Raw genomic sequence first — 19,633 nt, 5'->3', positions numbered from 1 at the left:
AATGGATTTCGACGCGGTCCTGCTGCTGTCCTTCGGCGGGCCCGAAGGACCCGAGCAGGTTCGTCCGTTCCTGGAGAACGTCACCCGCGGCCGGAATGTTCCACCGCAGCGCCTCGACGACGTGGCGCAGCACTACCAGCACTTCGGCGGGGTATCACCGATCAACCAAATCAACCGCGATCTGATCGCCCAATTGCAAGCTGACATAGACATCCCGGTTTATTTCGGCAACCGTAACTGGGAGCCCTACGTCGAAGGCACCGTCGCAACCATGCGCGACAACGGTATCCGGCGGGCGGCGGTGTTTACGACATCGGCGTGGAGCGGATACTCGGGGTGTACCCAGTATTCCGAAGACATCGACCGAGCCAGGCGCGCGGCTGGGCCCGGCGCCCCGGAATTGGTCAAACTCCGGCGATACTTCGACCATCCGTTGTTCGTCGAGATGTTTGCCGACAACATCTCCGTCGCCGCAGGCACAGTGCCGACGGACGCGCGGCTGGTGTTCACCGCGCATTCGATCCCGCTGGCCGCCGACGACAACCTCGGCCCGAAGCTGTACAGCCGCCAAGTGCGTTATGCCGCAGGGCTTGTCGCGGCGGCCGCGGGTTACGCCGACTACGACGTGGTATGGCAGTCACGTTCGGGCCCTGCCCAGGTGCGGTGGCTGGAGCCAGATGTCGCCGACCACGTCGCAGCGCTGACCCAAACCGGCGTCAGGGCCGTGATCGTTTGTCCGATCGGGTTCGTCGCCGACCACATCGAGGTGGTGTGGGACCTCGATACCGAGTTGCGCGCACAAACCGATGCCGCCGGCATCGGGTTTGCGCGAGTCGGCACGCCCAACGCCGATCCGCGGTTCGCCCGGCTGGTTGTGCAGCTGATCGACGAACTACGTTGCGGCCGTGCGCCGGCGCGCGTGATCGGACCAGATCCGGTGCCCGGGTGCGCGGCGGGCATCAACGGTGAGGCGTGCCGTCCGCCGCACTGCGTCACGCAGGTCCGACCGAGCTAGCTCTGCCACGCGGCGTGCAGAATCGCGCTGAGCGCAGCCATTCTCGCCGATCGCACCACCCCGGCCAGTGGCCGCAGCGCGTCGGTGGCGATCTGGGCCTCGGACAGTGACTGCGTGCCGATTCGGCTGAGTCCGGCGCTGACCGTGATGATCGCGTCGACGTGTGCCGCGTTTTCCAGCACCCGTAGCGCACGCGACGGGGCAGGTTCGGGAACCTGGTGCTGGCGTGTGGATTCCAACAACTGCTCCACCAGCCCGCGTGGATCGTCCACGTCGACGCCGGCGGACCCCAACCCGATTGTGGTGAGCGCAGTGGCGGCGGATCGCACCGCCGACCGCAACGCGTATTCGGCCTCGCTCAATTCGGTGTGGTCGGTCACCGGCACACCGGGCAGGGAGTACACCGTCCACGACAGTGCACACAATTCGGGTATCGCCGATTCGTCGTCGGATTCGTCATAGGCGAATTCGGGCACCAGTCCGACGGCCACGCCGGGATCGACCGGATCCGCCACGATCACCGCCTCGCCGGCCGCTAACGCATCGCGCTCGAACTGGGTGCCCGGGGGCAGCCCGCGGACATCACCCGGAACCGGCAGCACCACCCGGATCGACGGGGTGCCGTTCGCCGCCGGGCCGGCCGCCGTGCGCAACGTCTGCAGCAGCGATACCGCACCCGCGTCCTGAATGTCCGGCCACGGCAAGCCGGTGTGGCCCGCCGCGACGGCGTCGTAGGCGGTAACGGAATGCGTTGGCGCCCAGCATGATAGCGCGTCGAGGATGTCGTCGGGCGCGGCCTTGCCGGCAAGCCAGGCGTTGGCCCAGACCGAAAGCGTTGCGCTGGGGCACCACATGTTTTCGCAGTCTAGTTGTTCGCCGCGGACATGGCCGATCACGCAGTATCCTGACGGCATGTCTGCGGCCGTGATCTGGCTGATCGTCGCGTTGGGGCTGGCCGGCGCGGAGGCGCTGACCGGCGACATGTTCCTGCTCATGCTGGGCGGCGGGGCGCTGGCCGCGGCCGGATCAAGCTGGCTGCTCAATCTGCCGATCTGGGCTGACGGTGTGGTTTTCCTGGTGGTTTCTCTGCTGCTGCTGGTATCGGTCCGACCTGCACTACGGCAGCATCTGACCCCCGCGAAAAGCCTGTCGATGGGCATCAAGGCGCTGGAGGGCAAAAGCGCGCTGGTGCTCGACCGGGTGGCCCGCGAGGGGGGCCAGGTGAAAGTCGAAGGTCAGGTGTGGACCGCGAGGCCATTGAATGACGGTGATGTGTTCGAACCCGGCGACCTGGTGACCGTCATGAATATCGATGGGGCCACTGCCGTGGTCTGGAAGAGTCCGTAAACCCTCTTTAGCAATAGGAGAATTACATGCAAGGTGCAGCTGCCGGGTTGTTGTTGTTGGCTGTTCTCGTCGTCTTCGCGGTGATCGTGGTGGCCAAGTCGGTGACCCTGGTCCCGCAGGCCGAAGCGGCGGTGATCGAAAGGCTGGGTCGCTACAGCCGCACGATCAGCGGACAGCTGACCTTGCTGGTGCCGTTCATCGACCGGGTCCGGGCCCGGATAGATCTGCGCGAGCGGGTGGTGTCGTTCCCGCCGCAACCGGTGATCACCGAGGACAACCTGACGCTCAACATCGACACCGTCGTCTACTTCCAAGTGACCAACCCGCAGGCCGCGGTCTACGAGATCAGCAACTACATCGTCGGTGTCGAGCAGCTGACCACCACCACACTGCGCAACGTGGTCGGTGGCATGACGTTGGAGCAGACGCTGACCTCGCGCGACCAGATCAACGGCCAACTGCGCGGCGTGCTCGACGAGGCCACCGGCCGCTGGGGGCTGCGAGTCGCGCGGGTGGAGCTGCGCAGCATCGACCCGCCGCCATCGATTCAGGCGTCGATGGAAAAGCAGATGAAAGCCGACCGGGAAAAGCGGGCGGTGATCCTGACCGCCGAAGGGATGCGGCAGGCGTCGATCACACAGGCTGAGGGAGAGAAGCAGTCGCAGATCCTGGCCGCCGAGGGCGCCAAGCAGGCCGCGATCCTGGCCGCCGAAGCCGATCGACAATCCCGGATGTTGCGGGCGCAGGGTGAGCGGGCCGCGGCCTACTTCCAGGCCCAGGGCCAGGCCAAGGCGATCGAGAAGACGTTCGCCGCGATCAAGGCGGGCCGGCCCACCCCGGAGATGCTGGCCTACCAATACCTGCAGGTCTTGCCGCAGATGGCGCGAGGCGAAGCCAACAAGGTGTGGCTGGTGCCCAGCGACTTCGGAGCGGCGTTGCAGGGGTTCACCAAGCTGCTCGGCGCACCTGGTGAGGACGGCGTGTTCCGGTATCAGCCATCCCCGGTCGAGGACAACCCGCCGGCGGCCGAGGATGACAGTGCGGAGGTGGCTGACTGGTTCTCCACCGAGACCGACCCGGCCATCGTCCAAGCGGTAGCCAAGGCAGAGGCCGACGCCCGCATGCCCGTGGACGACACGCTGCCGGCGCGACATCAGCTGGGGCAGTGAGGTGAGCGCTCTGACGTCGCCGAAAACCTATGCGGGGCTGGCCGCGTTCCAGGCCGGCGACGCGGTCGCGTGCGCGATTCCGATAGCGCCGATCACCAAAGCCCTTGACCAATACGGTGTTCCACCGAACATCCGCTGGATCCTGCCGGTGGTGAAGGCCGCCTCGGCGATCGGTTTGCTTTCCGCCGGCCGCATTCCGGCGCTGGCGCGGCTGACCACCGCGATGCTGACGCTGTATTTCGTGCTCGCGGTGGCCGCACATGTTCGTGTTCGCGATCGAATCGTGAATACCCTGCCGGCGGCGTCGTTTCTGGCGACGTATGCCGCTTTGACGATCAAAGGGCCGGAAAGGAATTAGCCGAGTCGCAGCTCGACGATCGGCAGCGAGGTGTCGGTCTCGGCGATCGGGCTGCCGAGGGTCCGTTCCAGCACGGGCCTGAATCGGTTCCAGGCCCGTGGATGCCGCCTCACATAGTCGCCGAGGCAGCGATCTGCTTCCTGCTGGGTGAGGATTCGCGCGGTTGCCGGTGCGGGTGAGCGGCTGCCGGCGTAGACCCGCACCCGCGGGTTGGCCTTGATGTTGCGATACCACTGCGCCTTCTCACCGAAGCCGGAGGCGACGAGGTAGCGGTCCGGTGTGGGATGGCCGAGAACCTCGAGAACCACATAGCGCCTGGCCCCGGATTTGCGCCCGACGTGTTCGAGCATGAGCAGGCGCGAGCCGAGCATCGCCCCGGCGCCGGCCTGGTAAAGCCAGATCGGGGCCCGCATCAGCGGGCGCGTGCGCAAGATGCGCGCACCGATTCCGGCAACCCGCGTCCGCAGCCACGTCGTGTCCGGCATGCCTCCATCTTGTCGGAACCGTCTTTCGGAGGAAGCGGGGTTGATCACTCCTGCGTTCAAACCGGCAGGTAACGGGTACTGACGACCTGATGAACAGTGCACGCCAGCGTACCGGTCTGCGTCGGCGACGCCGTCGCAGGTGGACCCTTGACCAGATTCAGGTGACTGACCCGCAGGTGATGCGCCGCTCGATCAAGGGTGCCTCCATCGGCAACTTCATGGAGTGGTACGACTTCGGGGTCTACGGCTACATCGCCACGACGATCGCGCAGGTCTTCTATCCCGGTAACAGCGTCAGCGCGATCCACCTGCTGGCCACCTTCAGCACGCTGGCAGCGGCGTTCGTCGTGCGCCCGCTCGGCGGTTTTCTGTTCGGTCCGCTCGGCGACCGGATCGGACGCAAGCGGGTGCTGATGATCACGATCGTGCTGATGACGGCGGGGACCACGGCAACCGGTCTGTTGCCGGGCTACAACACCATCGGCGTCTGGGCGCCGATCCTCCTTGTCGTCGCGCGACTGTTCCAGGGCCTGTCGACCGGCGGCGAGTACGTCGGCGCAATGACCTACATCGTCGAGCAGGCTCCGGACCGCAAACGTGGGATGGTGGTCGGGTTTCTGCCGCTGGGCAATCTGGGTGGCTTCGTGGTGGCCGGATTACTGGTCACCGGGCTGCAAACCTGGCTACCGAGCCACGCCATGTTGACCTGGGGATGGCGGGTGCCGCTGTTGCTGAGCGCGCCGTTGGGTGTGGTCGCGTTGTACATGCGGACGAAACTCGATGAATCGCCCGACTACCAAGGCGACAGCCAGGAGGTGCACGGCCCCGGCGACGGTTCGCGGCAATACCGATGGACCATCGCCGAGCAGTGGCGCTCCATGCTGGTCTGCGCAGCGCTGGTGTACACCGCCAATTCCGCCGACTACATGCTCAGCGGCTACCTACCGACCTATCTGAAGGTCTTCGTCCACGTCGGGCACGCCGCGGCGCTGGCGATGATCACCGGCACGTTGACAATCCTGGCCATGCTGCTGGTGCTGGTCGCGGCGCTCTCCGACCGCATCGGGGTGAAACCGATCATGCGGACCGGCTGTGGGTTGCTGATCGTGGCGTCGATCCCGGCTTTCCTGCTGATTCGCCATGGTGGCGGCCTTCCGCTGGTCTTCATCGGTGTGCTACTGATCGGGTTGATGGAACTGTGCTTCGACAGCACGTCGCCTGCCACGCTGCCGGCACTGTTTCCCACCAATGTCCGCAACGGAGCATTGGCCATCGCGTACAACGTCTCGATATCCGCCCTCGGTGGCACTACTCCACTGATCGCCCAGGCGTTGGTGTCCGGCACCGGCAACACCATGGTGCCGGCGTACATGCTGATCGTCGCGGGGCTGGTAGGCGCGGTCACCCTGTTGTTCACGCCGGAAGTCGCCGGGCGGCGGCTGCCGGGGTCGCCGCCCACGGTTGAGACGGAGCAGGAGGCACGTGAGTTGGTACAGGACTGCGACTAGCCGCCGCAGACGGCTGCGCGATCAGTGCGGGGTGCCCGGCGGGCACGGCGGCGGGTATACCGGTACACCGCCACCGCCCCGGGCGCTTCCAGGTCCGACGCGTCCGTACGGCCAGCACTTCATCGCCTTCAGTGGCGGCGCATGAGGATCGCAACTCGGGCACGGCGGGGGAGGATCAAGCGGGGCGGCGTTGCCCAGTCCCAGCCCGAACGTCAGGGTCGAGCTGGCGATGGCCGCCGCGGCCATCAGCTGTCTTACGTCCATCAGGTTGCCTCCAAGAATTCTCAGTGTATGGCTGAATCACCGCTGCTGCGGCCCCGCGACAGTCGGTCAGCTCCGCAGCGCCGGCTCGGTGGCCGCCTCGAAGTCCGTCACCGCGCCATGGTGATGCCGGCGGTATTGACGAATCTCGTACGCCAGCAACGTAAGCCCGACCAGGCCGGTGGCCACCGACACCAGAAACAGCAGCGGGCTGACGTCGCCGGTGAGCGCGTCGCCCAGGATCACCACGGCCGCTGTGCCGGGAAGCAGACCCGCGACCGTGGCCAACGCGTAGGGCAGCACCCGCACCCCGGACGCGCCGACCGCGTAGTTCAGCGGTGCGAAGGGCACCACGGGGATCAGCCGCAGCGACATCACCGCGACCCAGCCGCGCTCGCGCAGACGAGTGTCGAGCCTGTCGACAGCCTGGTGACGCACCAACCGGCTGAGCTGCCAGCCGGCGGCCCGGACCAGCACCAGCGCGATCATCGCGCTGGCCGTGCTGGCGGTCACCGCCAACGTGACCCCGAGCAACGGCCCGAACAGCAATCCGGCGGCCAACGTGAACGCAGTACGCGGAAACGGCAACACGGTCACGACGATGTGGGCGGCAAGAAACGCCAGCGGAAACCAGGGGCCCATCGACGTCGACCAGTCCCGCAGTTCCACCGCCGAGGGCAGCGGAACCAGCAGCGCGACCGCGACCAGCACAGCCATCACCGCCCCGGTCAGCGCCAGTCGGCGCCTGGACACTTGACCCGCGGTGGCAACGACCGCGGAGCCCAGCGGGGGCAGCGTGTCGACGATTCTGCGGATGGCGCGACCCGTCACAGGGTGCAGCCTACGGACTGAGCCGGCACCCCGCGTCAGCGGACGATCAACGACAGCAGCCTTTTGCCCAATGGCACTGCTGCTGAATTGTTTTCGCTGTTGACTGTGACGTTTCGACCGGACCGGCGCCGCAGCTCGTGCCGCAACTTGTCGTGTACCGTGCTGGCCGCTGCGGGGCAGCCGTGACAGGCGCCCAGCAACCGGACGTTGACGTTGTCACCCTCGACCGACACCAATTCGATCGAGCCACCGTGCGATTCGGCGAGCGCGCCGATCGGTCCGGCGAGCAGCTCGGCGGCGATCGCGGCCAGCACGGTGGCGTCGTCGGGCCCGACATCCACCTGCCAGCCCACCGGATCCAGCAGGGCGTGGCACAGCGCGTCGCGAACGTCGTCGCCCACGTCGCGCCAGCTGTCGCCGGCGCGCAGCGTGATCAGCACATCGGCTGTGCGGACCTCGATCTCGTCGATCACGCCGCCGTCGAGCAGGGCGCCGAGCCGCCCCGGAGCCCGGCGTACCGTGCCTCGGGCCGGCAGCCGGTCCGCGGCGATCACCCAGCGCAGTTGTTGCGGGTCGGCGGTGGCGGTGGCGTGGATCGGAATCATCCGCCGAGGCCGATCGCGATCGAGCGCGCGACGAACGCCATCACCCAGGCGAGGACGAACATATAGCCGAACGCAAAGGCGGGCCAACGCCACGAGTTGGTTTCGCGGCGCATCACCGCGATCGTCGACATGCACTGCAACGCGAACATGAAATACACCATCAGCGCGATGACCGTGGGCGCGTTGAACACTCGGTGGCCGTGCTCATCGGTCATGGCGGCCAGCGCCGCGTGCGGATCGTCGGGATTTGTCGCCGCCGACACCTGGCCCAGGGTCGACACGAAAACCTCGCGCGCCGAAAGCGAGCCGACCAAGGCGATATCGGTACGCCAATCGAAGCCCAGCGGAGCGAACACCGGCTCGACAGCGCGACCTACGTCGGCGGCGTAGCTGTGATTCATCACATACGCGGTCGCATCGGTCGGTGACATCCCCCGGGTCTGCGCCTGGCGGGCGGGCAGACTGAGCAGCGCCCACAACACCAAAGATGTGGCCAGGATGATGGTTCCCGCCTTGCGCAGAAACACCCTGGCCGCACTCCACATGGCGGCCAGCATCGCCTGCGGGGAAGGCAGTCGGTACGGCGGAAGCTCCATCGTGAACGGCAACAGATCGCCGCGCAGAATCGTCGACTTGACCAGCAACGCGGCGATCAGCGCGGACGTCCCGCCGCCCAGATACAGCAGGAACATCGTGACGCCCTGCGCGCTGAGCCCCCACCACCGGGTCTGCGGTGCCACCAGCAGCCCGACCAGCAACGTGTACACCGGCAGCCGCGCCGAGCAGGTCATCAGCGGCGCGGTGACGATGGTGGCGATCCGGTCTCGCGATGACGGCAACGTCCGGGTCGCCATGATGCCCGGGATCGCGCAGGCAAACGACGAGAGCATCGCGACGAAGGCGCGGCCCTCCAACCCGGTCTTGGCCATGACCCGGTCCATCAAGAACGCCGCCCGCGACATGTAGCCGACGCTCTCCAGGAACGCGAGCAGGCAAAACAGCAACACGATCTGCGGAATGAACTGCAGCACGGTGCCGACGCCGCCGATGATGCCCTGGCCGAGCAGTCCGCGGATGACCGGATTGCCGACGTGTCCGGCGACCTGCCCGCCCAGCCAGGTCAGCGCGTTGCCGATGCCATCCCGCAGGGGGGCGGCGGCGGTGAACAGCACCTGGAAGAAATAGAACATCACCGCGAAGAAGGCGACGGTGCCCCACAGCGGGTGCAGCAACACCCGGTCGATTCGGCGGGTACGTTGATCCGGTTGCGGGGCAACGTAATCGGCCGCGTCGAGTACCGATTGGCCCCACGCGTCGATGGCCTCCGGACCGGACGGGGGGAGGACCGGCGGCCGCTGCCACTGCTCGAATGACGCCAGCTGTGCACGCAGCGCGTCGATTCCCGTCCCGTGGTGCGCGACGACCGCGGCGACCGGGATCCCCAGCGCCGTCGACAGCGCCTGAACGTCGATCCGGCCGCCGCGGGAGGTCAGTTCGTCGGTCATGGTCAGTGCCAGCAGGCACGGTAGATCCAGCCTCAGCACCTGGCCGATCAGCAGGATCGAGCGGCGCAGCGTGGTCGCGTCGGCGACCAGCACCAGCGCGTCGGGCCGACCGATATCGGGATAGTCGCCGGCCAGCAAGTCGGTGACGACCTGCTCATCGGGGCTGATGGGATCGAGGCTGTAGGTGCCCGGCAGGTCTTCCATGGCGATCGCGACGCCATCCACGGTGGTGGTGCCGACGCTGCGGCCGACGGTGACGCCCGGGTAGTTACCGGTTTTGGCGCGCAAGCCGGTCAGATGATTGAAGACGCTGGTCTTGCCCGCGTTGGGGCTGCCGACCAAAGCCACCCGCCGGACACCGGTCAGGGCAACCGGAGACGCCGTGACGTCGTGGCACGCGGTCATCGGTCCACTTCGGGGAGGACTTCGATGAGCTCTGCCTCCCGGCGGCGCAGGCACAGCTCGGTGTCTTGCACCCGGTAGATGGTCGGATCCCCGAGCGGCGCCCGGCGAATCACATCAACATCGGCTCTCGCGCGAAAGCCCAACTGCCCCAGCCGATTCGCTACCATCGGATTGGCTTGCGCGACGGTGCCCAGCACCGTCGCCCGCTTTCCGGGCGGCAGCTGCGCCAGCAGGATCACCGAGCCGGGCTGATCGGGTGTGCCCTGCGGTCGAGTACACATGATCGCCCTAACGTTAGCCGGTCTACCTTAGTAAGGTACTCCCTACGTCGGCGGTCGTCATGGCTCGTCAGGCCCGGTTGCCGCGGGGTCTGCGATGACACCACCGAGCATCATTTAGCCTGGTGGTCGGGTGGCAGGCCAGCGTTGGACTGCCGCATTCTGGACCGCTACATATTGGAATGGGGAGCCGCCGGTGCCAGTCGATGTGTCCGCCGAACCTGCCGATCTCGAGCAGGGTCGTGCGCGATGGCGCACGGCGGTGGCCGGGGTCCTGGCCAAGAGCACGAAGCGGGACGCCAGTGAAATAGCGGCACTCGGGCCGGCACCCGAGCAGATGCTGGAGACCCCGACCTACGAGGCCCTCGCGATCCGGGCGCTTTACACCGCGCTGGACGAGTTGCCCGAGCCGCCGCTGCCGGGTGTCTGGCCCTTCGTGCGTGGTGCCGATGCGTTGCGGGACGTCAAGTCCGGCTGGAAGGTCGCTGAGGCCATTCCGGCTAACCCGGTGGCCGGGGTGGCGGCCGACGAGGTCAACTCCGCGGTGCTTGCCGGGCTGGCCGAGGGCGTCAGCGCGCTGCAGGTCCGGGTGGGGGAGTCCGGCGTGACGCCCGCGCAACTGGACAAGGCGCTCGAGGGCGTTTATCTGAGCATGGCGCCGGTGATTCTCGATGCCGGCGCCGATTACCGGGCCGCCAGCGACGTCCTGCTCGAATTGGCGGGCCGGGTCGAACCCGATCAGCGTGCAATCCTGTCGATCGATCTGGGGGCCGACCCGCTCACCGCAGCGCTCAGCGACCGTCCCGCTCCGCCGGTCGCGGCGGTCGTCAGCATGGCGACCCGGGTGGCCGCCCAGCACGGCGTGCGGGCGATCACCGTCGACGGCCCCGCGTTCCACAATCTGGGCGCCAACGCGACATGGGAACTCGCGGGCAGCATCGCCGCCGCGGTGGCCTACCTGCGGGTGCTTACCGAATCCGGCCTGCCGGTGGCCAAGGCCTTATCGCAGATCAGTTTCCGGGTGGCCGCTGACGACGACCAGTTCCTGTCGATCGCCAAGGTCAGGGCGCTGCGCCGGCTGTGGGCACGAGTCGCCGAGGTCGTCGGTGAGCCGGACAGCGGCGCGGCCGTGGTGCATGCCGAGACATCGCTGCCGATGATGACCCAGCGCGATCCGTGGGTGAACATGCTACGAACTACGCTGGCCGCTTTCGGTGCCGGCGTCGGCGGCGCCGACACCGTTCTGGTGTTTCCGTTCGATGTGGCCATCGAGGGCGGATTTCCGGGCATGGCAACCAGTTTCGCGCGCCGAATGGCTCGCAACATCCAGCTGCTGTTGCTCGAAGAATCACACGTCGGCCGGATCCTGGACCCGGCTGGTGGGTCGTGGTTCGTCGAGCACCTCACCGATCAGTTGGCACACCAGGCCTGGCAGAGCTTCCAGACTATTGAGCAGCACGGCGGATTCGTCGACGCGGGTGAGTTCATCGCGGGCCAGATCGGCGAGATAGCCGCCCGGCGCGCCGACGACATCGCCCATCGCAAGACCGCGATCACCGGCGTCAATGAATACCCGAACCTCACCGAGCCTGCTCTGCCGCAGAATGATTCGTCGTATTCACCGCTCGCGGCGGGGAAACTGATCCGCTACGCCGCCGAGTTCGAAGCCCTGCGGGACCGTTCCGACGTCTACTTGGCCCGTGCCGGGTCGCGTCCGCAGGCGCTGCTTTTGCCGGTTGGGCCGCTGGCCGAACACAACATCCGTACGACGTTCGCGTCAAATCTGCTGGCCTCCGGCGGCATCGAGGCGATCAACCCGGGGACAGTCGATGCCGACGGGGTCGCCGAGGCGGTCACCGATGCGGGTTCACCGGTGGTGGCGGTGATTTGCGGGACGGACAGCCGGTACGGCACCGAGGCGTCAGCGGTGGTAGCGGCGGCCCGCAGCGCGGGGGTCTCCCACGTCTGTCTGGCCGGCCCGCAAAAAGCGGTCGCCGCTGCGGATCACCAGCCCGACGAGTTCCTTACCGCGAAGATAAATGCGGTGCAGACTCTTTCACAGCTGCTGGACCGGTTGGGGGCTTAGCGACGATGACGACCACCACGCCCGTTGTAGGCAACTTCGCCGATGTCCCACTGAACAGCGAACGCGTCGTCGCAACACCGACCGAAGATGTCGTGGACCAACATGTCGAGGCGGCAGCAGCCGCGCACTGGTACACCCCGGACCAATTGGTGTGGCACACCCCGGAGGACATCGACGTCAAACCGGTGTACATCGCCACCGACCGCGCCGCCGTCGAATCCGGCGGCTACCCACTGAACAGCTTTCCGGGCGAGCCGCCCTTTGTCCGCGGCCCCTACCCGACGATGTATGTCAACCAGCCCTGGACGATCCGCCAATACGCCGGGTTCTCCACGGCGGCGGAGTCCAATGCCTTCTACCGGCGCAACCTGGCCGCCGGCCAAAAAGGGCTGTCGGTGGCCTTCGACCTCGCCACCCACCGCGGATACGACTCGGACCATCCGCGCGTGCAGGGCGACGTCGGAATGGCCGGCGTCGCAATAGATTCCATTCTCGATATGCGCCAGCTCTTCGACGGCATCGACTTGTCGACGGTGTCGGTGTCGATGACGATGAACGGCGCCGTGTTGCCGATCCTGGCGTTGTACGTGGTGGCCGCCGAGGAGCAGGGGGTAGCGCCGGAGAAGCTGGCCGGAACCATCCAGAACGACATCCTCAAAGAATTCATGGTGCGCAACACCTACATCTATCCGCCGAAGCCCTCGATGCGCATCATCTCCGACATCTTCGCCTACACCAGTGCGAAGATGCCGAAGTTCAACTCGATCTCCATATCCGGCTATCACATTCAAGAAGCCGGTGCCACAGCCGATTTGGAGCTCGCCTACACCCTTGCCGACGGCGTCGACTACATCAAGGCCGGCCTGGACGCCGAGCTGGACATCGACAAGTTCGCTCCCCGGCTGTCCTTCTTCTGGGGCATCGGGATGAACTTCTTCATGGAGGTGGCCAAGCTGCGGGCCGGCCGCCTGCTGTGGAGCGAGTTGGTTGCCCAGTTCAACCCCAAGAACCCGAAATCACTGTCACTGCGCACCCATTCGCAGACGTCCGGCTGGTCGCTGACCGCGCAGGACGCGTTCAACAATGTCGCGCGCACCTGCATCGAGGCGATGGCGGCAACCCAGGGTCACACCCAGTCGCTGCACACCAACGCACTGGATGAGGCGCTGGCGCTGCCGACCGACTTCTCGGCCCGCATCGCCCGCAACACTCAGCTGGTGCTCCAGCAGGAGTCGGGCACCACCAGGCCGATCGACCCCTGGGCCGGCTCGTACTACGTGGAGTGGCTGACCTATCAGCTCGCGCAGCGGGCGCGGGCCCACATCGCCGAGGTCGCCGAGCACGGCGGTATGGCGCAGGCGATCAGCGACGGCATTCCCAAGCTGCGCATCGAGGAGGCCGCCGCGCGTACCCAGGCCCGCATCGACTCCGGGATCCAGCCGGTGATCGGGATCAACAAATATCAGGTCGAAGAGGATCAAGAGGTCGAGGTCCTCAAGGTCGAGAACAGCCGGGTGCGATCCGAGCAGCTGGCCAAACTCGAAGAGCTGCGGGCGCACCGGGACCCGGGCGCCGTCGAGGCCGGCCTGGCCGAGCTGTCGCGTGCCGCCGAGGCGCACGGGCGGGCGGGCGAGGACGGGTTGGGCAACAACCTGCTGGCACTGGCGATCAACGCCGCCCGCGCCAAGGCCACCGTCGGCGAGATCTCCGATGCGCTGGAGCGGGTGTACGGGCGGCACCAGGCGGAGATCCGTACCATCGCCGGGGTCTACCGCGACGAAGCTGGGAAGGCCGAAAATATGGCTAGCGCCACCGAACTCGTCGAGAAGTTCGCCGAGGCCGACGGTCGGCGCCCCCGGATCCTGGTGGCCAAGATGGGCCAGGACGGCCACGACCGTGGACAAAAGGTGATCGCAACGGCCTTCGCCGACATCGGATTCGACGTCGACGTCGGTTCGCTGTTCTCAACACCAGATGAGGTGGCCCGCCAGGCCGCCGACAACGACGTGCACGTCGTCGGGGTGTCTTCGCTGGCCGCCGGTCATCTCACGCTGGTGCCCGCGCTGCGCGATGCGCTGGCCGAGGTGGGCCGCTCCGACATCATGGTGGTGGTGGGCGGGGTCATCCCGCCAGGTGATTTCGACGAGCTGTACGCGGCGGGAGCCACGGCGATCTTCCCGCCCGGCACCGTGATCGCCGACGCGGCCATCGATCTGATGCACAAGCTGGCCGAGCGACTCGGATACACCCTCTAGCCACATGGCGACTGACAACGGCGACGCTATCGACGAACTCGCCGCGGCGGTGCGTTCCGGCGACCGGTCGGCGCTGCCGCGGGCGATCACCCTGGTTGAGTCGACCCGCGCCGACCATCGCGACGGGGCGCAGCAGTTGCTGCTGGAGTTGATGCCGGCGGCCGGCAACGCCCTTCATGTCGGTATCACCGGGGTGCCCGGAGTCGGTAAGTCGACCGCGATCGAGGCACTCGGGATGTACTTGATCGAGCGCGGTCATCGGGTGGCGGTCCTCGCAGTTGACCCGTCGTCGACCCGCACCGGCGGATCGATTCTCGGTGACAAGACCCGAATGCAGCGGCTGGCAACGCATCCGGATGCCTACATCCGCCCATCACCGACATCGGGCACGCTCGGCGGTGTGGCCAAGGCGACCCGGGAGACCATCGTGCTGTTGGAAGCCGCCGGGTTCGACGTCATCCTGGTGGAGACGGTGGGGGTCGGTCAGTCCGAGGTTGCGGTGTCCAACATGGTCGACACCTTCGTCTTCCTCGCTCTGGCGCGCAGCGGCGATCAGCTGCAGGGCATCAAGAAAGGTGTGCTGGAGCTCGCCGACATCGTCGTGGTGAACAAGGCGGACGGCGATCACCTGACCGAGGCCCGCAAAGCCGCCCGCGACCTTTCCGGGGCAATCCGGCTGATCTATCCCCGCGAAACCCTCTGGCGTCCACCGGTTCTCACGATGAGCGCATTGGAAGGCACTGGGCTGGAAGAGCTGTGGGACACCGTCGAGCGACATCGCGACGTGCTGACCGAGGCAGGCGACTTCGAGGCGCGGCGGCGCGCACAACAAGTCGACTGGACCTGGCAGATGGTCCGCGACACCGTGCTGGACCGGGTACTGTCCAACCCCGCGGTGCGCAACGGCCGTGCCGACGTGGAGCGGCGGGTTCTCACCGGGAAATTGACCCCGGCTCTGGCGGCTGAGGAAATATTGCGGCTTGCTTCGATAACGGAAAGGTAAATATCACTTCGTTTGTAGAGTGTAACGGTAGATTCGATGGCATGGCCCTCGAAGTGGTGGGTAATCGCCGATCAGTGTTGCCGCGCGGTGTTCACGGCGCGGCCGACCCACACTTTGCCTGTGCGGTGCGCAGCTTCGCCAGTATGTTCCCGGGCCGCCGATTCGGCGGCGGCGCGCTGGCCGTCTACCTTGACGGGGAACCCATCGTGGACGTGTGGACCGGCTGGGCGGATCGGCGCGGTCGGGTGCCGTGGTCGGCGGATACGGCCACCATGGTGTTCTCGGCGACAAAAGGCCTGGCCTCCACCGTCATCCATCGGCTTGTCGATCGCGGTCTGATCGACTACGACGCGCCGGTTGCCCGGTACTGGCCGGAGTTCGGCGCCAACGGGAAAGCGGACATCATTGTCCGGCAGGTAATGCGGCACCAGGCCGGTCTGTCGGCGTTGCGCGGCGCCAGCAAGGAAGACCTGCTGAACCACGAACTGATGGAACAACGCCTGGCGGCGGCACGGCCGGGCTACTCGTTCGGCCGGTCGGCCTACCACGCGCTGACCTACGGCTGGCTGCTGTCGGGGCTGGCACGGGCTGTCACCGGTAAAGGCATGCGGGAGTTGATCCGAACGGAGCTGGCGGAGCCGCTGGGCACCGACGGTTTGCACCTGGGCCGGCCTCCCGCCGACGCGCCGACGCAACCGGCCCAGATCATCATGCCGCAAAGCGCTATCCAGAATCCGGTATTCAACGCGGTGGCGCCGAGGATCGCCGCGCTGCCACTGTCCACCGGATTCGGCTCCATGTACTTCCCCGGTGTGAAAGCAGTTGCGCAAGGCGATATCCCGTTGCTGGACGCGGAAATCCCGGCCGCCAACGGTGTGGTGACAGCGCGTGGGCTGGCCCGGATGTACGGTGCGATCGCCAACGGTGGGCGCATCGACGGCACCCGATTCCTTTCTCGCGAGCTGGCCGCCGGCCTCAGCGGCCGGCGCAGCCTGCGGCCGGACGGAAACTTGCTGATACCGCTGGCATTTCACCTCGGCTATCACCGCCTGCCGTTCGACGCGATACCCGGCTTCGGGCATGTCGGGCTGGGCGGCTCGCTCGGCTGGGCCGACCCGGACAGCGGACTGGCGTTCGGGTTTGTGCACAACCGGCTGTTGTCCCCGTTCGTGATCATCGATCACGCCGGGTTCGTCGCAACGAGCGCCCTGTTGCGGCTGGGCGCGGCGCAGGCGCGCAAAGATGGATTCGAGCGGGTAGCCGACTTCGGCTCGCCTTTCGCAGAGCCGGGAGCCGTTGCCGGTTAACGGGTTTACTGAGCAAGCGTGACGCCGAGAAAAGCCCGCGTTCCCCGTCTCCCGCTGGACGAGGCCCGAGCCGCCGCTGATCAAGCGGGTGTGCCCGATTACATGGCCGAGCTCGCGATCTTTCAGGTGCTGTTGAACCACCCCGGGCTGGCTGGTCGCCTCAACGACCTGCTCGCCAGCATGCTGTGGCACGGGAAGTTGGATTCGCGGCTGCGCGAGCTCGCGATCATGCGGATCGGTTGGCTCACTGCCTGCGATTACGAATGGACACAGCATTGGCGGGTGGCGCGGGGACTCGGGGTCAGCGCCGATGACCTACTCGGGGTGCGGGATTGGCGGTCATACCCGGGTTTCGGCCCAGCGGAGCGGGCGGTGCTCGCGGCGACGGATGACGTGCTGCGCGACGGCGCGGTGAACGCGGAAACCTGGGCGGCCTGCGAGCAGGAATTCGGAGCCGACCACGAAACGCTGGTCGAGCTCGTTACGGCGATCAGCGCGTGGCGCATGGTCGCGTCGATTCTGCACAGCTTGGAGGTTCCGCTGGAAGATGGCGTGGCGAGCTGGCCGCCGGATGGGGAACCGCCGACATGATGGGCGCCGCGGATACTGATTGATACGTCAGTCATTGTCCGACAATCTATTTGACGCATGAGATGCAGCCGAGTCCGGCAAACGACGCGCCTGCGGCGGTAAGCTGGCACGTGTGGTCCAACCTTCCATTCCCAGTGTTCTGCGTGAGCGCGCCAGTCTGCAGCCCAATGAGAAGGCGTTCACTTTCATTGATTACGACCAGGATTGGGACGGCGTTGCCGAAAGCATAACCTGGTCTCAGCTGCACCGGCGGTCGCTGAACGTGGCGCAGGAGATGCGACTTCACGGATCGGCGGGTGACCGTGCAGTCATTGTGGCACCGCAGGGACTCAATTACATCGATGCTTTTTTCGGAGCGCTGCAGGCGGGACTGATCGCGGTTCCGCTCTCAGTTCCGTTGGGCGGCGCAAGTGACGAACGGGTGAGTTCCGTACTGCGCGACGCGTCGCCGTCGGTGGTACTGACGACCTCGGCGGTGTCGGACGTCGTCGCCGAATATCTCGAGCCGACGCGGGACCGACCTGCGCCCGCTGTCATCGCGATTGATTCGCTGGACTTGGATGCTCGCCACCGGACGCGGCTTCGCGGCGATACGACGTCCGATACCGCGTATCTGCAGTACACATCAGGTTCGACGCGCGCACCGGCAGGGGTTGAGATCACCTATCGGAATCTGCTGGCCAATTTCGAGCAGATCATGTCCGCCTATTTCTCCGAGTACGGGAAGGTCGCCCTACCGGACACCACGTTTGTGTCGTGGCTGCCGTTCTACCACGACATGGGTCTGCTGTTGGGCATCTGCGTTCCGGTGCTGGCGGGCCGGCCGTCCGTGCTCACCAGTCCGGTGTCGTTTCTGGCGCGGCCGGCGCGTTGGCTGCAACTTCTGGCAAGTCATAGCCACGCCTTCACCGCAGGACCGAACTTTGCGTTCGAGGTGGCGGCACGAAAGACGTCGGACGAGGAGATGGCCGGCTTCAATCTTGGCAATGTCCACGCCATCCTCAACGGCAGTGAGCGGGTACAAGCCGCGACGCTCAAGCGTTTCGCCGAACGGTTCGCCCGCAATGGTCTGCGCGATGCGGTACTGCGGCCGTCGTATGGAATGGCCGAAGCGACCGTGTACATCGCCACCCGCGAGTCCGGTGAGTCCCCGCGGATCGTTCACTTCGACTCCAAGGAACTCACCGACGGTCAGGCGCAGCTGTCCGCGGATGGCGGGGGCACACCTCTGGTCAGTTACGGTGTGCCGACGTCGCCCATCGTGCGGATCGTCGACCCCGAGACCCGCATCGAGTGCCCGGCCGGAACCATTGGTGAGGTCTGGACTCAGGGGGACAACGTCGGCGTCGGCTACTGGCACAAACCACACGAGACCGAAGAGTCCTTCCGCGCCGAGCTGGCACATCCGCCGGCGGGCACAGCCGCGGGGCCGTGGCTGCGAACCGGGGACTTGGGGTTCTTCTTCGAAGATGAATTGTTCATCATCGGCCGCATCAAGGATCTGTTGATCGTGTACGGGCGCAACCACTCTCCCGACGACATCGAGGCGACAATCCAGAAGATCACCCGCGGCCGGTGCGTGGCGATTTCCGTGCCAGATGACGGCATCGAAAAGCTGGTCGCCATCGTCGAATTCAAGAACGGCGCCAGCGTGGACCAGGAGGCTTTGGAGAAGGTTGCCACCATCAAGAACGAAGTGACGTCGGCGATCTCGGCGTCGCATGGTCTCAGCGTCTCGGATCTGGTGCTCGTACCGCAGGGGGCGATCCCGATCACCACCAGCGGCAAGGTCAGGCGGCGGGCCTGTGTCGAGCAGTACGAACAGGACCGGTTCGCACGTCTGGATGCTTAGCTGCCGCCGGGAGCGTGATGTCCCGGCGAACGTTGCCGGGAAAAGACGAAAAGGCGCTGATTCTGCCAGCTTTCCTCGTGCGACTGCACGAAGCCGCGTTCGCGGAAGAGTGACCGGATCTCGTCGTCGCAATAGCTGTTCAGCCAGCCCGCCTTCAGGCGGCCAACGGCCCCGACGATGCGGCTTGGAAACGAGCGCCGTCCTCGCGCGCAGGCATACGACAGCACACAGGTCGGCGCAAGGTCCGTCAACCAATCGAGCACCGAGGGCATGTCGCGCATATATTCCAGCACCCCCATCAGGACGGTGACGTCGTAGGCGCCGACGCCAAGCTCCGGGAGCGGCCTCCGATTGAGGTCGCAGACGATCGTTCCCGGCCCGCGGTCGACGATGTCGGACGGAGCGTACGTGCACGATTCGTCGAGGTAGCGCTCGAGGACTCGGTTGCCGGCCCCGAACTCGATGACCCGACTGCGATTCGGCACCAGAGCGGCAGCTCTTTCGGTCCGAGACTCCCAGGACGCGAAGATATTACGGGTATCGGCCCACCTGCTGTGATCGGTCTTCTGGCGAAGCGCCATGAGTACTCTCGGCATCGGTATCGGTACCTCTCTCGTTGAATTGCCGCCTATCGAGGCCGATGTGGTGTGCCACGCCGGCGTATTCGTTGGTGAGTTGTTGTCGTAGCTGTGTGACGGCGTTGTGTGTGGTGGTTCTGATGTGCGGCGCGTCTGCGAGTGTGCTGTGGACGTGGTCGATGACGGTGGTGCTG

Annotated in this window: 20 protein-coding genes; 11 read left to right on the top strand and 9 right to left on the bottom strand. The window is 66.3% G+C overall.

The window, feature by feature from the left end:
- Position 1: 1 nt before the first annotated feature.
- A complete protein-coding gene (locus VGG53_RS10630; RefSeq protein ID WP_331518018.1) occupies positions 2-1,015 on the top strand; it encodes a ferrochelatase in 1,014 nt (337 codons plus the stop codon).
- On the opposite strand, the gene VGG53_RS10625 is transcribed toward VGG53_RS10630, so the two are convergent.
- Positions 1,012-1,869, bottom strand: a complete 858-nt coding sequence (locus VGG53_RS10625) for a hypothetical protein (protein WP_331518017.1) — start codon at positions 1,867-1,869, stop codon at positions 1,012-1,014. The two genes, VGG53_RS10630 and VGG53_RS10625, sit on opposite strands and share 4 nt — an antisense overlap.
- A 58-nt stretch (positions 1,870-1,927) precedes the next feature.
- Between VGG53_RS10625 and VGG53_RS10620 the strand changes: the two genes are divergently transcribed.
- The 3 genes from VGG53_RS10620 to VGG53_RS10610 are packed head-to-tail and all read left to right on the top strand — an operon-like array spanning position 1,928 to position 3,889.
- The gene (locus VGG53_RS10620) at positions 1,928-2,362 is read left to right on the top strand and encodes an NfeD family protein (protein ID WP_331518016.1); all 435 of its coding nucleotides are present in this window, start codon (positions 1,928-1,930) and stop codon (positions 2,360-2,362) included.
- Between the two features lie 26 nt (positions 2,363-2,388).
- Positions 2,389-3,531, top strand: coding sequence for an SPFH domain-containing protein (locus tag VGG53_RS10615; protein ID WP_331518015.1), 1,143 nt, complete (start codon positions 2,389-2,391; stop codon positions 3,529-3,531).
- A 1-nt stretch (position 3,532) separates the two neighbouring features.
- Complete coding sequence (locus tag VGG53_RS10610; protein WP_331518014.1) at positions 3,533-3,889, top strand: DoxX family protein; 357 nt, start codon at positions 3,533-3,535, stop codon at positions 3,887-3,889.
- Here VGG53_RS10610 and VGG53_RS10605 read toward each other — a convergent pair.
- Positions 3,886-4,374: a nitroreductase family deazaflavin-dependent oxidoreductase gene (locus tag VGG53_RS10605; RefSeq protein ID WP_331518013.1), complete on the bottom strand. Its 489-nt coding sequence runs from the start codon at positions 4,372-4,374 to the stop codon at positions 3,886-3,888. The two genes, VGG53_RS10610 and VGG53_RS10605, sit on opposite strands and share 4 nt — an antisense overlap.
- A 179-nt stretch (positions 4,375-4,553) precedes the next feature.
- Between VGG53_RS10605 and VGG53_RS10600 the strand changes: the two genes are divergently transcribed.
- On the top strand, positions 4,554-5,882 hold the full coding sequence (locus VGG53_RS10600; RefSeq protein ID WP_331518050.1) for an MFS transporter: 1,329 nt from the start codon (positions 4,554-4,556) through the stop codon (positions 5,880-5,882).
- Positions 5,883-5,903: 21 nt separating this feature from the next.
- Here VGG53_RS10600 and VGG53_RS10595 read toward each other — a convergent pair whose 3' ends face one another.
- From VGG53_RS10595 to VGG53_RS10575, 5 genes are all read right to left on the bottom strand, one after another.
- Positions 5,904-6,146, bottom strand: a complete 243-nt coding sequence (locus VGG53_RS10595; protein ID WP_331518012.1) for a hypothetical protein — start codon at positions 6,144-6,146, stop codon at positions 5,904-5,906.
- Between the two features lie 66 nt (positions 6,147-6,212).
- Entirely contained in the window at positions 6,213-6,974 is a 762-nt protein-coding gene (locus VGG53_RS10590; RefSeq protein WP_331518011.1) for a TVP38/TMEM64 family protein, read from the bottom strand.
- 35 nt (positions 6,975-7,009) lie between these two features.
- Positions 7,010-7,579, bottom strand: coding sequence for a NifU family protein (locus tag VGG53_RS10585; protein ID WP_331518010.1), 570 nt, complete (start codon positions 7,577-7,579; stop codon positions 7,010-7,012).
- On the bottom strand, positions 7,576-9,489 hold the full coding sequence (gene feoB, locus VGG53_RS10580; protein WP_331518009.1) for a ferrous iron transporter B: 1,914 nt from the start codon (positions 9,487-9,489) through the stop codon (positions 7,576-7,578). The genes VGG53_RS10585 and feoB overlap by 4 nt, the downstream gene beginning before the upstream one ends.
- Complete coding sequence (locus VGG53_RS10575) at positions 9,486-9,770, bottom strand: FeoA family protein (protein ID WP_331518008.1); 285 nt, start codon at positions 9,768-9,770, stop codon at positions 9,486-9,488. Before VGG53_RS10575 ends, feoB begins: the two co-directional genes overlap by 4 nt.
- 193 nt (positions 9,771-9,963) lie before the next feature.
- Here VGG53_RS10575 and mutA point away from each other — a divergent pair, with 193 nt between their 5' ends.
- The 6 genes from mutA to VGG53_RS10545 all read left to right on the top strand — a co-directional run bounded on the left by mutA (position 9,964) and on the right by VGG53_RS10545 (position 18,861).
- Positions 9,964-11,853 carry a methylmalonyl-CoA mutase small subunit gene (gene mutA, locus VGG53_RS10570; RefSeq protein ID WP_331518007.1) on the top strand — a complete coding sequence of 630 codons (1,890 nt, stop codon included), beginning with the start codon at positions 9,964-9,966 and terminating at the stop codon, positions 11,851-11,853.
- Between the two features lie 5 nt (positions 11,854-11,858).
- Positions 11,859-14,108: a methylmalonyl-CoA mutase gene (scpA, locus tag VGG53_RS10565; RefSeq protein WP_331518006.1), complete on the top strand. Its 2,250-nt coding sequence runs from the start codon at positions 11,859-11,861 to the stop codon at positions 14,106-14,108.
- Positions 14,109-14,112: 4 nt separating this feature from the next.
- Entirely contained in the window at positions 14,113-15,111 is a 999-nt protein-coding gene (gene meaB, locus VGG53_RS10560) for a methylmalonyl Co-A mutase-associated GTPase MeaB (RefSeq protein ID WP_331518005.1), read from the top strand.
- A 41-nt stretch (positions 15,112-15,152) separates the two neighbouring features.
- The gene (locus VGG53_RS10555; protein ID WP_331518004.1) at positions 15,153-16,418 is read left to right on the top strand and encodes a serine hydrolase domain-containing protein; all 1,266 of its coding nucleotides are present in this window, start codon (positions 15,153-15,155) and stop codon (positions 16,416-16,418) included.
- An 18-nt stretch (positions 16,419-16,436) separates the two neighbouring features.
- Positions 16,437-17,009 (top strand): carboxymuconolactone decarboxylase family protein, encoded by a 573-nt coding sequence (locus tag VGG53_RS10550; RefSeq protein WP_331518003.1) that lies wholly within the window; start codon positions 16,437-16,439, stop codon positions 17,007-17,009.
- A 112-nt stretch (positions 17,010-17,121) separates the two neighbouring features.
- Positions 17,122-18,861, top strand: a complete 1,740-nt coding sequence (locus VGG53_RS10545) for an AMP-binding protein (RefSeq protein WP_331518002.1) — start codon at positions 17,122-17,124, stop codon at positions 18,859-18,861.
- On the opposite strand, the gene VGG53_RS10540 is transcribed toward VGG53_RS10545, so the two are convergent.
- Positions 18,858-19,442 carry a methyltransferase domain-containing protein gene (locus VGG53_RS10540; protein ID WP_331518049.1) on the bottom strand — a complete coding sequence of 195 codons (585 nt, stop codon included), beginning with the start codon at positions 19,440-19,442 and terminating at the stop codon, positions 18,858-18,860. The two genes, VGG53_RS10545 and VGG53_RS10540, sit on opposite strands and share 4 nt — an antisense overlap.
- A partial coding sequence (locus tag VGG53_RS10535) for a hypothetical protein (protein WP_331518055.1) occupies positions 19,393-19,633 on the bottom strand: 241 nt, incomplete at its 5' end. The genes VGG53_RS10540 and VGG53_RS10535, both read right to left, overlap by 50 nt.

This window comes from Mycobacterium sp. (assembly GCF_036490025.1).
Classification (GTDB): Bacteria; Actinomycetota; Actinomycetes; order Mycobacteriales; family Mycobacteriaceae; genus Mycobacterium.
Note: the sequence above shows the minus strand (reverse complement) of the source record. Positions and strands in the feature narration are given on the sequence as shown.

Bases quoted from the DNA above. Each gene is read 5' to 3' on its own strand.
- VGG53_RS10595 (WP_331518012.1), bottom strand. From the start codon at position 6,146: ATGGACGTAAGACAGCTGATGGCCGCGGCGGCCATCGCCAGCTCGACC.
- VGG53_RS10605 (WP_331518013.1), bottom strand. From the start codon at position 4,374: ATGCCGGACACGACGTGGCTGCGGACGCGGGTTGCCGGAATCGGTGCG.
- VGG53_RS10575 (WP_331518008.1), bottom strand. From the start codon at position 9,770: ATGTGTACTCGACCGCAGGGCACACCCGATCAGCCCGGCTCGGTGATC.
- VGG53_RS10625 (WP_331518017.1), bottom strand. From the start codon at position 1,869: ATGTGGTGCCCCAGCGCAACGCTTTCGGTCTGGGCCAACGCCTGGCTT.
- VGG53_RS10585 (WP_331518010.1), bottom strand. From the start codon at position 7,579: ATGATTCCGATCCACGCCACCGCCACCGCCGACCCGCAACAACTGCGC.
- VGG53_RS10540 (WP_331518049.1), bottom strand. From the start codon at position 19,442: ATGGCGCTTCGCCAGAAGACCGATCACAGCAGGTGGGCCGATACCCGT.
- VGG53_RS10600 (WP_331518050.1), top strand. From the start codon at position 4,554: ATGCGCCGCTCGATCAAGGGTGCCTCCATCGGCAACTTCATGGAGTGG.
- scpA (WP_331518006.1), top strand. From the start codon at position 11,859: ATGACGACCACCACGCCCGTTGTAGGCAACTTCGCCGATGTCCCACTG.
- VGG53_RS10620 (WP_331518016.1), top strand. From the start codon at position 1,928: ATGTCTGCGGCCGTGATCTGGCTGATCGTCGCGTTGGGGCTGGCCGGC.
- feoB (WP_331518009.1), bottom strand. From the start codon at position 9,489: ATGACCGCGTGCCACGACGTCACGGCGTCTCCGGTTGCCCTGACCGGT.
- meaB (WP_331518005.1), top strand. From the start codon at position 14,113: ATGGCGACTGACAACGGCGACGCTATCGACGAACTCGCCGCGGCGGTG.
- VGG53_RS10630 (WP_331518018.1), top strand. From the start codon at position 2: ATGGATTTCGACGCGGTCCTGCTGCTGTCCTTCGGCGGGCCCGAAGGA.
- VGG53_RS10555 (WP_331518004.1), top strand. From the start codon at position 15,153: ATGGCCCTCGAAGTGGTGGGTAATCGCCGATCAGTGTTGCCGCGCGGT.
- VGG53_RS10615 (WP_331518015.1), top strand. From the start codon at position 2,389: ATGCAAGGTGCAGCTGCCGGGTTGTTGTTGTTGGCTGTTCTCGTCGTC.